The following is a 15,228-nucleotide window of genomic DNA, read 5'->3' as shown; positions in this document are numbered from 1 at the left end:
TTGCGTAGAGATGAGTGTCCTAATGACCTCGCTGGAGCTGTCCTGTGTCGATCCATGTTGCCCTCAATCACGTTACCCACTATCGTTATGATCGTCCCATTAATCTGGGACCACAGATTATTCGCCTGAGACCCTGTGCGCACGCCCGCACGCGGATTCTCAGCTATTCCATGCGCGTTGTGCCCGGTGAGCATTTCATCAACTGGCAGCAAGATCCCCAGGCCAACTACCTGGCACGCATGGTCTTCCCGGAGAAGACTTCCGAGTTTCGTATCGAGGTCGATTTCGTGGCTGAAATGGCCGTCCATAACCCCTTCGACTTCTTTTTGGAGCCCGAAGCAGAAGAGTTTCCATTCTCCTATCCGATAGAACAGGCGCATGAGCTACAGCCCTATCGTGCCTGCCTGACGCCGACGCCAGCTTTCAGTGCTTATTTGTCGACAATTCCGCACGAGAAGGTGCGGACGATTGATTTTCTGGTCGGTCTGAATCAGCGCTTGCAACAAGACATCCGTTACACCATTCGTATGGAACCGGGCGTGCAAGCGCCGGAGGAAACGCTCACCAAACGGTCGGGGTCCTGCCGCGATTCGGCGTGGTTACTGGTTCAGCTGTTGCGGCACCTGGGGTTTGCTGCGCGCTTTGTATCGGGCTATCTGATTCAGCTAGCACCAGATATGAAATCGCTGGATGGCCCATCTGGCCCAGAAGTTGATTTTACTGATCTGCATGCCTGGTGTGAAGTCTATCTGCCCGGTGCCGGCTGGATTGGTTTTGATCCCACTTCGGGGTTGTTGGCCGGGGAAGGTCACATTCCTGTCGCCTGTTCGCCGGATCCGGGCTCGGCAGCGCCCGTCACCGGGGCGCTGGATGAGTGTGAGTGCGAATTTGAACACAGCATGCAGGTCACACGGATCTGGGAAGCGCCGCGAGTCACCAAACCCTATACGGAAGAATCCTGGTTAGAAATCGATGCCATGGGTAGTGAGGTCGATGCGGATCTGCAACGCCTTGATGTGCGGCTGACCCAGGGCGGGGAGCCCACCTTCGTTTCGGTGGATGATCGGGATGGCGCCGAATGGAATACGGAAGCCATGGGGCCGACCAAGCGATTTCTGGGTGCCTCATTGCTCGATAAACTGCGCGATGAATATGCGCCGTATGGCTTACGTCACTATGGTCAGGGGAAGTGGTATCCGGGTGAGCAGTTGCCGCGGTGGTCGCTCAATATCTTCTGGCGCAAGGACGGCGAACCGCTCTGGCTGAATCCCAATCTGGTGGCCGATGAGTCGCTGGATTATGGCGTGACAGCGGAGGATGCTGGCGCATTCCTACGAGGTGTTGCCGAGCGGCTCGGTGTGATGCCGAAGTGGGTGTTTCCTGCATTTGAAGATGTCTGGTACTACCTGTGGCGTGAACGCCGGTTGCCGGAAAATGTCGATCCATTTGATTCACGTCTGGATGATGAACTCGAACGCGATCGACTGCGTAAGGTGTACATGCAAGGTCTGGAGTCAATCATTGGTTATGCGTTGCCGATTGCCCGCAGCGATGGTGCCGAGCGCTGGATCAGTGGCCCGTGGTTTCTCCGGGATGAGCGCTGTTATCTGATTCCCGGGGACTCGCCGGTTGGATATCGCTTGCCTTTAGACTCGCAACCCTGGTGCAGTCGCAGCGATTTTCCGTATGTGAACCCACCGGATCCGACGGTGGCACAGCCACCGTTGCCCAGCCATGCACAACTGCGTGTACGCGTTGGCGGTGCGACCCATTCGGCTGCGGAAAAAACCGATGGATCGAGCATGTATCCGATCACGAGCGACCCGCTGGAAGCCCTAAAAAAACCGAAGATGTTCGAATCGGCGGCGTGGATTACACGTACTACCATGTGCGCGGAACCTCGTCATGGCAAACTTTATGTCTTCATGCCTCCGACAGGGTGCCTAGAGGATTATCTAGAAGTGCTGGCAGCCGTGGAAAATACGGCAGAGGCCATGGGTCTTCCCGTCATCATCGAAGGCTATGAGCCACCTCGGGATATGCGTCTGACGGTCTTACGCGTGACACCGGATCCGGGTGTGATTGAAGTGAACGTTCAGCCGGCGACGAGCTGGGATGAACTGACCCACCACACCAATTTCTTGTACGAAGCTGCACATCAGACGCGGCTATCCACCGAGAAATTCATGCTGGACGGCCGGCATACCGGCACGGGGGGCGGCAACCACTTTGTGTTGGGTGGCGCGACCCCGAACGATTCGCCTTTTCTGCGCCGGCCCGATTTGCTCGCCAGCATGGTGGCTTATTGGCATAACCATCCGGCGCTGTCCTATCTGTTTTCGGGGCTCTTTATCGGACCCACCAGCCAGGCACCGCGTGTGGATGAAGCGCGCCACGAATCCGTGCGGGAGCTGGAAGTGGCTTTTGAAGAGTTGCGTCGCCAGAACAGCTTGTTCCATAATGTGCCGCCTTGGATGGTTGATCGGGTTTTGCGCAACCTGCTGGTGGATGTGACGGGCAATACACACCGGGCCGAGTTCTGCATTGATAAGCTGTATTCGCCGGATGGCGCGACCGGCCGCTTGGGTCTGCTGGAAATGCGGGCTTTTGAAATGCCGCCCCATGCCCGGATGAGCCTGGCGCAACAACTGCTGATGCGGGCTTTGGTGGCGCGGTTCTGGCAGACACCCTATCAACCATCAAGCCTCGTGCGTTGGGGTACGGGTCTGCATGACCGTTTCATGCTTCCGCACTTTGTCTGGTCGGATCTGTGTGATGTGATTGAAGAGCTGAATCAGTCGGGCTATGCTTTCAAAGCCGAGTGGTTCGCGCCGCATTATGAATTCCGCTTCCCGCATATTGGCGAGATGGATGTGAATAATGTGCGGCTGGATCTGCGTGTTGCTCTGGAGCCCTGGCATGTTATGGGGGAAGAGGGTGGGGGCGGCGGCACGGTTCGTTATGTTGATTCCTCCCTGGAACGTATTCAGATCAAGGTGAATGGATTTGTGGAAGGACGCCACGTCGTGACCTGCAATGGCGAGGCCGTGCCGTTACATCCGACCGGTGTGCAGGGCGAGTTTGTGGCTGGGGTGCGTTACCGTGCCTGGCAGCCGCCCAATTGTCTGCATCCCACGATTGGTGTCCATGCGCCGCTGACCTTTGATGTCGTCGATACTTGGATGCATCGTTCGGTGGGTGGTTGCCAGTACCATGTTGCTCATCCGGGTGGGCGGAACTACGATACTTTCCCGGTCAACGCCTATGAAGCGGAGGCGCGCCGCCTGGCACGCTTCTTCCGGATCGGTCATACTCCGGGCGACGTGCGGGTTAATCCGCATCATCTCAATCCGGATTTCCCGTTTACTCTGGATTTGCGTCTGACCTGAGTGTGATGGTTCAAATTATGAATGTTCTGCATCGCATGAGTGCTTTATGACTGCGCACGCTTCGTTGCAGCATCGGGCAGCGGATCCGGTGGAAATTGCGGACTCGCCACTCATTGCCGGTTACGCCAGACGGGTGGGCGCAGCGCGTTATGACGAATTGTGTCAAAGCGATGGCGCTGCTCGTCCGCACTGGTTGCCGGTGCTAGCGCTGTTGGCGGAGACTGGTGCTCGGGACATTGAATCGCGCCTGGCTAGCGCCCAGCAACACATCCGCGATGAAGGTATCACCTACACGATTTATGCAGACCCTCAGGGGCGAGACCGACCTTGGGCGCTCGATGAGCTACCGCTGGTATTGCCAGGAGAGGAGTGGGCCAGCCTGTCGTACGGACTAGCCCAGCGCGCCCGTTTGCTGAACCGGATCCTGGCGGATCTGTATGGCCCACAACGGTTGTTGAAAGAGGGGGTGATTCCGCCTGAGGTTGTTTATGGTGCAGGCGGGTGGTTACCTGCGGCTTTTGGAACGCAAGCACCGGCGCAGATTTTCCTGCATAACTACGCTGCGGATGTATTGCGTGCACCCGATGGTCAATGGTGGGTTGTTGCTGATCGAACTCAGGCCCCATCGGGTGCCGGTTATGCACTGGAAAACCGGATGATCATGACGCGGGCTTTTCCGGAGCTTCTAGCGCAAATGCCGGTGGCACCGCTGACGGGTTTTTTTTCAGCGTTCCGTGAATCTCTGGCCAAGCATGCACCCTGTGGTGATGAATCGCCACGGGTGGTCGTTTTGACCCCGGGACCCCTGAACGAAACCTATTACGAGCATTCGTTGCTGGCCCGTTATCTGGGCTTTCCGCTGGTCGAGGGTGGGGACCTGGCTGTCCGGGATGGCTGCGTCTGGCTTAAAACGATTAGCGGCTTACAACGCGTGCATGCGATTGTACGTCGACAGGATGATGCCTTCTGTGATCCGCTGGAGTTACGCAGCGATTCTGCGCTCGGCGTTGCTGGTCTGGCGGATTGTGCAAGGCGCGGCACGGTGCTGATGGCCAATGCCCTGGGGAGTGGTGTTGTGGAGTCGGCCGCTCTGCAGGGCTTTTTACCCGCAGCCTGCCAGTGCCTGTTGGGTGAATCACTGGCGTTGCCCTCGGTGGCCACCTGGTGGTGCGGTGAGGCGGCAGCCATGGATTATGTCCGCACGCATCTGGATGATCTGGTCATCAAATCGGTACAGGGCATGGGTCATTTTCAACCGATTTTCGGACAGGACCTGGATGCCACACAGCGGGCGGATCTGTTGGCGCAGATGGCCGCCTCGCCCGATCGGTTTGTGGCGCAGGAGTGGGTGCGATTGTCGCAGGCACCAGTGTTGAACCGACGGCCCGGGATGCTGCAACTGGATGCCCGATCTGTTGGCTTGCGGGCCTTTGCCGTTGCCGTGGGGCAAAGCTATGAGGTGATGCCGGGAGGGCTGACGCGAGTTGAATCAAGCCGGGATGCCCGCGTTGTTTCGATGCAGCGGGGTGGTGCATCCAAGGACACCTGGGTGCTACAGGCTGGCGACAACGAGGATTTGTGTTTTGGCCCAGCCGATGAGCCGGCGCATGTTGCCGCGCTGCATACGGGTGTGCCTTCTCGGGTTGCAGAGAATCTCTTCTGGATGGGGCGTTATACCGAGCGGGCGGAAGGCATGGCCCGGTTGCTGCGCCTGACGCTCGGTGAACGCTTACACCATGCACGTCGCCATGGGGTTGTCGCCTTGCATGAGCTAGTCTGGCGCTATGGTCTGGTGGCCTTACCGGAGGTTGATCAGGTTCTGACGCGGATTCCGGTCGAACAGCTCATCCGTTGTGCCACGCATCCCGGACATCGACAAGGGTTGGCGGAAACTTTGTCGCAACTGGGCCGCGTGGGTTTTTCCTTGAGGGACCGGTTGTCTCATGATCACTGGCGTGCCATGAATCGTCTGGTGAATGATCAGGCACTGTCGGCCAATGTGACATTGGGGCCGACGCTGGTTTGGCTTGATCGGGCCGTGGCGGGTCTGGCCGCATTGTCCGGCTTTTCACTGGATGCCATGAACCGGGATGCCGGATGGCGTTTTCTGTCGCTAGGACGTCGGCTGGAGCGGTTGGTGTTGCTGGCGGCGGCGCTGGATGTGGCGATTGGACTATTGTTGCAGACCACGCATGGCGAAGAGCCGGGCGCCGCCGAGGCAACTCTGCCCCTCGACTGGCTGCTTGATTTGACGGACTCTTCTGGCGCCTTCCGTAGTCAGACTACCGGCGTGGCGAGTTGGCAGGCTGTCAGTGGGATTGTGTTGCTCGACGCCACGAACCCACGGTCGCTGCGTTTCCAGGTGGAGGGAGTGCAGCAGGCGTTGCAACGGCTGGGTGAGGATACGGGTGGGCCCATTGTCGGCCTTGAGCAGACGGGTATTCAATTAACCGAATGGGCCCTGGGCGGTTTTCCTGCGTTACAGGTATTGCGGCAATCCTTTGCAACGCTAGGTCAGGAGATTGCCGCGCTCAGCGATATGCTGGCAGCACGTTATTTCAGCGTCAGCGAACCCGGAATGTCCCTCTGATGCGTGCGCTGATCAAGCCAGCGTCAAGACCGTGGCGGCGGTATCGTATCGAACACGATACTGAGTATTGCTATGCCTACAGCGTGACTAGTGCACGCCACCGGGCACATCTGCTGCCCCACGATCTCGAACATCAGCAGGTCCACGATAGCCGGTTGATCGTCAATCATCCGCTGTCAGAGTCTAGCGAAGGCCAGGATTTCTTCGGGAACCGCTACCAGGATTTTGCGATTAGTGCGCCGCACCGGTTGCTGACCGTCAAAGCTCGGATGACGGTTTCTGTGTGTGCACCGAGCTGGCCTAAGGAAAGCCCGGTTTGGGCCGGGGGTAGTCTGGCACGTCGCAGTTTTGATCCGGCCGATGAGGCGGGGCAGCATTTTGCCTTGGCATGTGCCGCGTATCTGGTAGATTCGCCCATGATCCCCGCATTGCCGGAAGCCCGAGCATGGGTTACGGATCATGTGACCCGACCGGCACCGCTGCATGAGCAATTGCTATCTCTGACCCAGGCCATGCACGCTGAATTTACGTTTGATCCTGATGCGACGACCGTAGGTACACCACTGAGCGATGTGCTGCGCCAGCGGCGTGGTGTTTGTCAGGATTTTGCACAGCTCCTGATTGCGGGTTTGCGGGCTGTTGGTATCCCGACGCGTTATATGAGTGGTTATATTCTCACACAACCGCCGCCGGGAAAGCCGAGACTGGTGGGGGCCGACGCGACGCATGCCTGGGTTGAGGCTTGGTGCCCAGGGCATGGCTGGCTGGGCCTGGATCCGACGAATGGTAAGGCGGTGACGGATGAGTTCGTCACGCTGGCCTGCGGACGTGACTACGCGGATGTCATCCCCTTACGGGGCGTCGTGGTGGGGGGGGGCGAACATTCGCTGGATGTCTCCGTCACCATGACGCCTGAAGATGAATGACCCGATTCAGAGCAGTGACACGGTGAGTTCTGGCAAGCCATCAACGCCACAGCATAGGATGTCACCCCGTTGAACGGTGGAAACCCCACCCGGCGTTCCGGTAAAAATCAGGTCGCCGGGTGCCAGCTCAAAAAAGTGGGAAAGACGATTGATGATTTCCGGTATGTTCCAGGTCATCTGGTTCAAGCGAGCTGACTGCCGGGGTTCGCCATTGACCTTGAGCCAGATACCGGCATCGTTTGCCAGCGTGGCGGAGGTGGCCGGCACAATCGCCGAGATCGGGGCGCCCCGGTCCATGCCTTTACCAAGCTCCCACGGGTGGCATTTTTCACGCGCGATCATTTGCAGGTCTCGGCGGGTAAAGTCAATGCCGGTGGCGTAACCAAAGACGTGTGCCATGGCTTCGTGTTCCGGAATACTCAGACCGCCCTGGCCAATGGCCACAACCAGTTCGACCTCGTGCTGCAAATTGTTGGTCGCTGGTGGAAACGATATGTCACCACCACCAGGTACGGCGGCATCTCGCGGTTTGGAAAAGAAAAATGGCGGTTCGCGATCAGGGTCGCTGCCCATCTCGCGGGCATGTTCCGCGTAATTGCGACCGACGCAGTAAATACGGCGGACAGGAAAGCCGGCGTCGGTGCCAACGACAGGAATCAAGGTTTCTGCGGCTGGGGTAAAAACATAACGTGCCATGGTCAGTTGCTTTCAATCATCAGTTTCAGGTCGTGGGTGACATCTGCTGCCGACATGTCATGCGGAACGGTCAGGCGCAGGCGACCTTTCTGGTCGATGAGGAAACTGTTGGTGGTGTGGTCAATGGTATAGACCAGTGCCGAATTCGGTAGTGGTGTTTTCTGCCAGAAGATTTTGTACTGCTTGGCGACCTTGCTGGTTTCTTCGGGTGAACCGGTCAGCGCAATAAAGCGCGGGTTAAATGCCTCCATATACCGCTGCAGGGCCTCGGGGGAGTCCCGCTCTGGATCCAGCGAGACAAACAGTACCGCGACCTGATCGGCTTGCGGCCCCAGCTGTCGCATCACTTCGGCTTGGCGGGCCAGGTGTGTCGGACAGATGTCCGGGCAATGCGTGAAACCGAAGAAAAGACTGACGACCTTGCCTTTGAAGTCACCGAGGGATCGGGGTAGCCCCTGTTGATCGGTCAGTGTGAAGGGGGGGGCCAGCGGGCTTTCGGGAACCGGCTTGGACTTAAATGGGGGCGGGCTGGAACAGGCTGCTAGAAGGCAGGCTGCTGCCACAAGAACGGCTGTTTTCAGATGCTGTGTCAAAGATCGCATGGATCAGATCCGCTTGGAATGGCTGTTACTGGTGATTTTGATAGCGATGAGCCCGGCTTCAGCCGCGAGTAAAAGCAGGAAACTCCCCCAGTCTTGCTGGTGCATCTGCCAGAGCAGTAAACCAAACAGGGCCAGAATCAGTAATGTGAGCAGGTTAATGGATTTCATCGTGAATGAGTCCGTAGGAATCGCGTAACGGTTGCGGTGCAACAACAAAATCTCTGTGTCATGTCATCAGTTTAATAGTAAAGTGCGCAGACAGCCTCACATCCAATGTGCGGTCATCAACAAGAACAGGGAAATAACCCAGAAACGCCAAAGGAGATCAAAGCATGGGCAGTCCTAATATCCTCAAGGTCACCGCGCTGGAAAAAGGCGCAGGTTTTCATCTGCCAACCAGCCAGGCAGACATCGTGACGCCGGATTCTCCCGCCATTGAAGTGATGACCGATCTGAAACAGATCGTGGCTGCCACGGTGGGTGCTGACGTGCTCCTCAGCCATGCCAATCATCAGATGATTTCGCGTGGCGTACGCTCGTTACTGGTGACCGGCAACAAAGGCGAAGTCGTTGGGTTGTTGACCGCGACGGATATTCTGGGTGAAAAGCCAATGCAGTGTGTGCAGAAGCAGGGCCTGAAACACGGTGAAATTACCGTCAAGGATGTGATGACCCCGCAGAACGATATCGAAGTACTGACCCTCAAGCAGGTGAGCCAGTCCAAAGTGATCGATATCATCGAAACCCTCAAGGCACATAACCGTAATCACGCACTGGTGGTCGATACGGATCCGCTGACCAACCAGCAGATGGTGCGCGGTATTTTCTCGGCATCGCAGATTGCGCGGCAGCTGGGCGTAGCAACCCAGATTCATGCGGTTGCCAAAACCTTTGCTCAGATCGAGGCGGTGCTTGCTAGCTAATCCCTGTCAGCGTCCTGATTGATAAAAGGCCACGGTGATCCGTGGCCTTTTTCATAGGCAAGGGGCAAAATACGCCAATGACTGTTCGTAAAAATCACGCATTTATCCGCTTTCTCCGTAATCGGCTACGCGAGGAGCATCTGGCCTGGCGCATCATGCTCCGTGAGGAATGGGTGTCGATACTGGTTATCGTCATCGGCGTTTTGCTTGTCGTGTTTTTTACAAGGCCCCTGCCGGAGCGGGAGGTGACGCTAGCCGTTGGCCAGCCAGGCTCCGCCACCGAACAGTTGGGTAAGCGCTACCAGGAGATCTTTGCGCAGGAAGGTGTGACGCTTCACCTGGTGAATACAGCAGGCTCGCGTGAAAGTATTGTTGAAGCAGATGATGCGAAAACGCCAGTCAATGCCGGTTTTTTGCTGGGAGGTATTGCGCACCGGGGTGATTTTCCGCACCTGGTGTCTTTGGGCAGCGTCCAGTATCTGCCGCTGTGGCTGTTTTATCGTGGGCCGCAGTTTACAGGGGCGGATGCCATTAACTACTTCCGCGGTAAGCCGATGGCGATCGGTCGCGAAGGCAGCGGTACTGAACTGCTCTTGACACGAATTCTGGCCATGCGTGGTGTCAAAATCTCCGACGATAATGACAATCTGCGCCGTCTGTCGCATGCAGAAGCCACCGAGCAGCTGTTGGCCGGCAAGATCGAGGCCATGGCGATAGTGGATGGTTTTGATTCGCCGACGATTCAACATCTCTTGGCGCATCCGGAATTGCACATTTTCGATTTCGCCTACGCGGATGCTTATGTGAAGCGTATGCCTTATCTGGAGACGGTAGTTATTCCGCGCGGCTCGCTCAATCTGGCGAAGCTGGACCCGGCGCAGGATATCCACATGATTGCCTCGACTATTACGCTGCTCGTTGAAAAAACCATGCATCCGGCGATTCAGCAGTTATTCCTGCGTGCCGCCGACAAAACCAGTGAAGACTCAGAAAATTTCTTTGGCCGCACCGAGCAGTTTCCGGCCTATATCGATAAAAGCATTCCCCTCAGTGAGGTGGCGCAGCGCTATTACGAGAAAGGCGCGCCCTGGCTGACGGGTAGGTTGCCGTTCTGGATGGTGAGCTATATTGACCGCATGTGGTTGCTGGTACTGGGTCTTTTTGCCATTGTTCTTCCTCTGTTTCGCCTGATTCCCAATTACCGGCTCTTCCGTTCCCGTCAGCTAATTTCTGATGCCTACGATGAACTGAAGATCATAGAAGAACGTATGTATGTGGCAAGCTCACGTGAGCAACTTCGTTACCTTGCCGAACGACTGGAATTGCTCGATGACGAGCTGGGAGATGTCTGGGTCTCCTCCGACGAGACCAACCGTTTCTACACGATGAAGAGCGCCATTGCACTCGTCCGTCGCGAAATTACCGAGCGTCTAACACGTTTGAACGCACCGATTTAATCCAGATAAGGTGCAGCGACACTCCCGATGTTGACGCATGCGCCCAGCCGCGCCGCAAGAAGATAAGTGCCCGCGAGTTTCCTGTGGATGAACAGTGCATCGATCGGTGGTGTATGCCAGAAGTCCCGGTCAAGCGCCAGTGACATCCCGGCTTCATGCATGCGACGATGCAGTGTGGCCTGTGCAAAGTCGTAATTGCCTGCATGACAGAGTGGCTCGCAGGCCATCTGAAAGAGATCCATCACCCTGTCCATCTGGGAAGGTGTCATCGCCTGGTTAAAGTAGCCAATCGAGGCCGCCGCGTCACGCATGGCGCTCCGATCCTGCCGCCTTGCGGCGCGCATCAGATCGCGATAGCCCGCTGACATGAAAGCAGGGATCTCCCGCGTGGCTCCGAAGTCCAGAAGGACGATCTGCTGCGTCGCCGATTGGTAGAGATAGTTGGCGAAATTTGGATCGGTCTGCATGGCGCCGAAACGAAAAAGCTCCTGCAGGATCAGGGCAAACAACTGGGACATCACTTGATTGCGCAGGTGCTGCGGTTCCCGCGCAACTGCCTCGATCGGTAGGCCGTCTACCCAGCTCATGGCGAGCACGTTATCCGTGGTCAGTCTGTGCTCTACACTTGGCATGATCACAGGGCTGTCCGGGCCCAGCAGTGTCTTATAGCGATTTAGCCAATTGGCTTCCTGAAGATAATTCGCTTCAGCATGCAGTTGACGTTTGGCTTCTTGCATCAAACCACCGATATCAAGGCTTGCCGGAAGTAACCCTGATAGCCTGAGCAGGGTTGCGACATTATCAACATCGCTATCAATGCTTTCCTTAACGCCCGGGTATTGGACTTTGATGGCAAGTCGCGTTTGGCTCTTTGAAATCGCTGTATGAACCTGCCCAATCGACGCTGCCGCAGCAGGTATAAAGGTGAATCGAGAAAAATGCGACTCCCAGCCTGGTCCCCAGGCCTGTTCGAGGACTGACACCAACTGGCTCATGGGCATCGGCGCTGCATCGGCCCGCAAACGACTCAGGATTTCGGTAAGGGCTGGCGGTATGAGGTCACCGGCATCCATTGAGAGGAGCTGCCCAACTTTCATGGCGGCGCCGCGTAGGCGGGCTAACTCTTCGGTAACCCGATGGGCATTGCCTGGCGTCATGAGCATGGTGTTGAATCGTGGCTTTTCACCACGCGCCATTTGTCGCGCCCCTTCGGCAATCATGCCGCCCGCGACGCGGGATACAAGCGCGCCCATGCGGGCAAGCCGGTTTAGCCGACCCCCTGGGACTGCAATTGGAGGCCTGTCTACTTTCGCTGACATGGAATACAACGCTTCAGGAATTCGTAGAGGGCATCTTGCCAGTCGGATGATGATTTGAATCGTTCCGCTTCAGTGCGGGCATAGGACGTCATCTGGGCCTGGGCGCAGCATTCTGCCGCTGATTCATCGGGCCGCGTGTGCTTTTCAAGTGCCATAGTCGGAGAGTGAAAACAAAATGATTTTGTGACAATATAACGCCAACGCCCTATTTGTCCTAGACAAAAAAGATCTCAAATGGTGATGATGATTGAAAGCGCTGAACCAAGCTGCCACATCGTGTGGTTTAAACGTGACCTCAGGCTTCATGATCATGCGGCGTTGTGCGCCGCTGCGGCTGCCGGCCCAGTCATAGGGCTGTATGTATTCGAACCCGATCTCTGGTTACAACCGGATGTCTCTGGCCGGCAATGGCGTTTTGTGGCGGAAAGCCTGGTAGACCTGCGACATCGTCTGGCGCAACGGGGTGGTCAGCTGGTGATCATGATCGGTTCGATGCCTGAAGCCCTGGCTGAGATTGCACAACAACGCAGCATTGCAGGCCTCTATTCACATCAGGAAACGGGTAATGACTTCACGTATCAGCGTGATTTGGCGGTGGCGACCTGGTGCCATGACCGGCAGATCGTTTGGCAGGAATATCGCCAGTTAGGGGTTATCCGCCGACTGCGTGACCGAGATCACTGGAAAAGGCTGTTTGACGCGCAGATGGCGGATCCAGTACTTCCTGTGCCAGAAATTCGCTGGGGCGACGCACCGGCACTACCAGCGCGTTGTTCACTAGAAGCGCTCAACCGGTATGTCATAAAGACCTACCCGGAACTTCTTTCAGATGATCCACCCGGGCGACAGGCCGGCGGGCGGCAGCATGCGATTGCGGTGCTCGAGGATTTCCTGAAGCGGCGCAGTCAGCAATACCGGGGCGGAATTTCATCACCACTCTCGGCAACCTCCGCATGCTCCAGACTTTCTGCACATTTGGCGTACGGTACACTCAGCACGCGAGAGGTTATCAAGGCGACGCAGAGATTTATGGCGTCTGAAACTACCCTCTCGGCCCGGCATCGTCGTGGAATCCAATCATTCATCAGTCGTCTCTACTGGCAGAGCCACTTTATTCAAAAGCTGGAGAGCCAGCCCGAAATTGAATGGGCGAATATGCACCGAGGTTATGACGGACTCCGCGAGTCAGAGTGGTCGCCGCTACATTTTGAAAGGCTAGTGAATGCATGCACAGGGTGGCCACTCGTTGATGCATGTGTTGTGATGCTGCGAGAGACGGGTTGGTTGAATTTTCGCATGCGTGCCATGCTGGTTTCCGTGGCTTCTTATGCGCTCTGGCTTCACTGGCGGCAAGTTGGACTATGGTTAGCCACCCAGTTTACGGATTATGAGCCGGGTATTCACTGGAGCCAGATGCAGATGCAGGCGGGAACAACGGGCATCAACACGACGCGTGTCTATAATCCGATCAAGCAGGCACAAGATCATGACCCCAAGGGCACCTTTGTCCGTCAGTGGTTACCCTACATGCGGCAGGTGCCTGATACCTGGTTATTTGAACCCTGGCGTATGCCGGACGCGCTACAAATTCAGCATGGCCTGAAGCCAGGCGTGGACATTCCACGACCGGTGGTCGACTTTGAGGCCGCAACACGCCATGCAAAAGCACGGGTTTACGAGAAACGGCGAAATCCGGAGGTGCTTGCTGCGAAGCAAACGATCTTGCAGCGGCATGGTTCACGGCGAGGGCGGGACCACAAAAATCAACGAGCAAGGCAGGTCGCGTCCCTTGCGCGCCAGCTCGACTTTGAGTTCGTATAGACAACGAGCTACTGGACGGTGTCGTTAAACTGAAGCGGCGGGGGGGGGCAGTCGCTGCAAGACTCCTCAAGTTCGAAGCCCATGGCACAGTCGATGGTGCTCCCTTCGGTGGCGTTGGCCGGTAATGGAACGATCTGAACTTTCACGATGCCTTCCCGCACCATGTCCAAGTATTTGGCGGCACTATGCGATAGGTCAATTACCCGTGACTGATGTTTGGGATGCATCCGATCATTCACTTTGACGACCACACACAGATTGGTATCCGGACGCTTGACCATGACCAGCGATCCCAGGGGAAGCAGGTTACTGGCCGCTGTGAAGAGTTTGTTATTGAAGATTTCGCCGGTAGCGGTTTTGCGGCCGTTGAACTTGGCCCCGTAAAAACTGGCTTTACCGCGCAGACCTTTAGAGGCAATCGTGCCTACAGGCTCGCTATCGGGAGGTGTCAGTGTGACTCGAGGCCGCTTGGTTTCGGTGGATGTGTTCTGATGCAGGCGCTGGCTCGATTGGCTTCTGGGTTCGCCTTTGTTTCTGGTGGCGGCCAAAGGTTGCTTCACGGTCTCTGCGGTGGCCGTGTTTTCTAGGCCAGCGGCGAAGGTCGACGCAGATACCAGAGCGCAATACAGTACAGCCAGCCACATGCTGGCGTGCTGTTTACAACGCAGCAATCTTGAAATCCATGGCTGCATCCGCTGCCTTTGTTGTCAAGAAACAGGTACATTATCCACATTTCGTGTTTCAGGCTGATTCCGGCATGGATTCTTCCCGTATTTTGCTCATCATCTTGATGTTTTTCGCCTCACAGGCAAATGCACAGGACAGTAATGGTTTTGATACGGGCGGGTCTTATCAGAACCTCGGAGCCGATACCTATGCACCGGGTGGTGCAACCTATCAGCAAAGCGGCAATACGATACAGAGTGATACGGGCACGAGCTATCAAACCGAAGGTGGTCTGACCTTAGGTACGGATGGCAGCGAGTACCAGAGCTATGGCAACACGACGTATAACTTTGACGGCACCAGTTGCCTGAATTCGGGTAGCGCGACTAACTGTGATTGAGCGCAGCCTCGAACGGTCGTTTAGCGACATCCCCGGACAATCCGGACCAGTTTCGGGTTTTTCTCACAGAGATGTTTAAAGATTTTATCCGGACTGCTGTTGCCGGAAACCTTAACGGCGTAGCTCACATCATCGCCGGGTTGTAGTGTGAGAATTTTCAGGGTGCCAAGACCCGCTTCACAATCCGAGGCGAGTGTTTGGGCTGTTACCTGTTGATCAGCTACCTTTAGTGGGATGCTGATGCTGTAATTAACCCCGAAGTGATTGATGCTGACGTCTTTGGATGCGTAGGTGAAATTTCCGTCACGAATGCCTGTAGAGAGGCCGGCGCACCCCGATATGACAGGGATCATTAAGAGAAAGAGCTTGCGAGTATTCACACCGTCGGCCTGAATCTGAGGAGAGTACCGGCATAATAACCGGATTGAACACAGGAAAC

13 protein-coding genes are annotated in these 15,228 nt (G+C 56.4%); 7 read left to right on the top strand and 6 right to left on the bottom strand.

Annotated features, from left to right (window positions below):
• Positions 1-44: 44 nt before the first annotated feature.
• The 3 genes from AC3GOJ_RS00265 to AC3GOJ_RS00255 are packed head-to-tail and all read left to right on the top strand — an operon-like array spanning position 45 to position 6,905.
• Positions 45-3,389 (top strand): transglutaminase family protein, encoded by a 3,345-nt coding sequence (locus tag AC3GOJ_RS00265; protein WP_488235446.1) that lies wholly within the window; start codon positions 45-47, stop codon positions 3,387-3,389.
• A gap of 46 nt (positions 3,390-3,435) precedes the next feature.
• On the top strand, positions 3,436-5,979 hold the full coding sequence (locus AC3GOJ_RS00260; protein WP_488235445.1) for a circularly permuted type 2 ATP-grasp protein: 2,544 nt from the start codon (positions 3,436-3,438) through the stop codon (positions 5,977-5,979).
• Positions 5,979-6,905 carry a transglutaminase family protein gene (locus tag AC3GOJ_RS00255; RefSeq protein ID WP_488235444.1) on the top strand — a complete coding sequence of 309 codons (927 nt, stop codon included), beginning with the start codon at positions 5,979-5,981 and terminating at the stop codon, positions 6,903-6,905. Before AC3GOJ_RS00260 ends, AC3GOJ_RS00255 begins: the two co-directional genes overlap by 1 nt.
• A 6-nt stretch (positions 6,906-6,911) precedes the next feature.
• On the opposite strand, the gene AC3GOJ_RS00250 is transcribed toward AC3GOJ_RS00255, so the two are convergent.
• From AC3GOJ_RS00250 to AC3GOJ_RS00240, 3 genes are read right to left on the bottom strand one after another with little or no spacing between them, the layout of a single operon-like run.
• The gene (locus tag AC3GOJ_RS00250) at positions 6,912-7,601 is read right to left on the bottom strand and encodes a fumarylacetoacetate hydrolase family protein (protein WP_488235443.1); all 690 of its coding nucleotides are present in this window, start codon (positions 7,599-7,601) and stop codon (positions 6,912-6,914) included.
• Positions 7,602-7,603: 2 nt separating this feature from the next.
• Entirely contained in the window at positions 7,604-8,203 is a 600-nt protein-coding gene (locus AC3GOJ_RS00245; protein WP_488235442.1) for an SCO family protein, read from the bottom strand.
• 3 nt (positions 8,204-8,206) lie between these two features.
• Entirely contained in the window at positions 8,207-8,371 is a 165-nt protein-coding gene (locus tag AC3GOJ_RS00240) for a hypothetical protein (protein ID WP_488235441.1), read from the bottom strand.
• A 164-nt stretch (positions 8,372-8,535) separates the two neighbouring features.
• On the opposite strand from AC3GOJ_RS00240, the gene AC3GOJ_RS00235 reads away from it, so the two are divergent.
• Both AC3GOJ_RS00235 and AC3GOJ_RS00230 read left to right on the top strand, forming a co-directional pair.
• Positions 8,536-9,126 carry a CBS domain-containing protein gene (locus AC3GOJ_RS00235; protein WP_488235440.1) on the top strand — a complete coding sequence of 197 codons (591 nt, stop codon included), beginning with the start codon at positions 8,536-8,538 and terminating at the stop codon, positions 9,124-9,126.
• A 77-nt stretch (positions 9,127-9,203) separates the two neighbouring features.
• Positions 9,204-10,583 carry a TAXI family TRAP transporter solute-binding subunit gene (locus AC3GOJ_RS00230; protein WP_488235439.1) on the top strand — a complete coding sequence of 460 codons (1,380 nt, stop codon included), beginning with the start codon at positions 9,204-9,206 and terminating at the stop codon, positions 10,581-10,583.
• Here the strand turns inward: AC3GOJ_RS00230 and AC3GOJ_RS00225 are convergent.
• Entirely contained in the window at positions 10,580-11,836 is a 1,257-nt protein-coding gene (locus tag AC3GOJ_RS00225; protein WP_488235438.1) for an ABC1 kinase family protein, read from the bottom strand. The two genes, AC3GOJ_RS00230 and AC3GOJ_RS00225, sit on opposite strands and share 4 nt — an antisense overlap.
• A 306-nt stretch (positions 11,837-12,142) precedes the next feature.
• Between AC3GOJ_RS00225 and AC3GOJ_RS00220 the strand changes: the two genes are divergently transcribed.
• Positions 12,143-13,723 carry an FAD-binding domain-containing protein gene (locus AC3GOJ_RS00220; RefSeq protein ID WP_488235437.1) on the top strand — a complete coding sequence of 527 codons (1,581 nt, stop codon included), beginning with the start codon at positions 12,143-12,145 and terminating at the stop codon, positions 13,721-13,723.
• Between the two features lie 8 nt (positions 13,724-13,731).
• On the opposite strand, the gene AC3GOJ_RS00215 is transcribed toward AC3GOJ_RS00220, so the two are convergent.
• Positions 13,732-14,394: a septal ring lytic transglycosylase RlpA family protein gene (locus AC3GOJ_RS00215; protein ID WP_488235436.1), complete on the bottom strand. Its 663-nt coding sequence runs from the start codon at positions 14,392-14,394 to the stop codon at positions 13,732-13,734.
• Between the two features lie 2 nt (positions 14,395-14,396).
• Between AC3GOJ_RS00215 and AC3GOJ_RS00210 the strand changes: the two genes are divergently transcribed.
• Positions 14,397-14,789, top strand: a complete 393-nt coding sequence (locus tag AC3GOJ_RS00210; protein ID WP_488235435.1) for a hypothetical protein — start codon at positions 14,397-14,399, stop codon at positions 14,787-14,789.
• A 20-nt stretch (positions 14,790-14,809) separates the two neighbouring features.
• On the opposite strand, the gene AC3GOJ_RS00205 is transcribed toward AC3GOJ_RS00210, so the two are convergent.
• A complete protein-coding gene (locus tag AC3GOJ_RS00205; RefSeq protein ID WP_488235434.1) occupies positions 14,810-15,169 on the bottom strand; it encodes a hypothetical protein in 360 nt (119 codons plus the stop codon).
• Between the last annotated feature and the right edge of the window lie 59 nt (positions 15,170-15,228).

This window comes from Fluviibacter sp. (assembly GCF_057744235.1).
This window is presented reverse-complemented; position numbering and strand designations above follow the sequence as displayed.

Coding starts and splice junctions, on each gene's coding strand:
- AC3GOJ_RS00255 (WP_488235444.1), top strand. CDS start 5,979: ATGCGTGCGCTGATCAAGCCAGCGTCAAGACCGTGGCGGCGGTATCGT.
- AC3GOJ_RS00250 (WP_488235443.1), bottom strand. CDS start 7,601: ATGGCACGTTATGTTTTTACCCCAGCCGCAGAAACCTTGATTCCTGTC.
- AC3GOJ_RS00220 (WP_488235437.1), top strand. CDS start 12,143: ATGATGATTGAAAGCGCTGAACCAAGCTGCCACATCGTGTGGTTTAAA.
- AC3GOJ_RS00260 (WP_488235445.1), top strand. CDS start 3,436: ATGACTGCGCACGCTTCGTTGCAGCATCGGGCAGCGGATCCGGTGGAA.
- AC3GOJ_RS00230 (WP_488235439.1), top strand. CDS start 9,204: ATGACTGTTCGTAAAAATCACGCATTTATCCGCTTTCTCCGTAATCGG.
- AC3GOJ_RS00240 (WP_488235441.1), bottom strand. CDS start 8,371: ATGAAATCCATTAACCTGCTCACATTACTGATTCTGGCCCTGTTTGGT.
- AC3GOJ_RS00235 (WP_488235440.1), top strand. CDS start 8,536: ATGGGCAGTCCTAATATCCTCAAGGTCACCGCGCTGGAAAAAGGCGCA.
- AC3GOJ_RS00245 (WP_488235442.1), bottom strand. CDS start 8,203: ATGCGATCTTTGACACAGCATCTGAAAACAGCCGTTCTTGTGGCAGCA.
- AC3GOJ_RS00225 (WP_488235438.1), bottom strand. CDS start 11,836: ATGGGCGCGCTTGTATCCCGCGTCGCGGGCGGCATGATTGCCGAAGGG.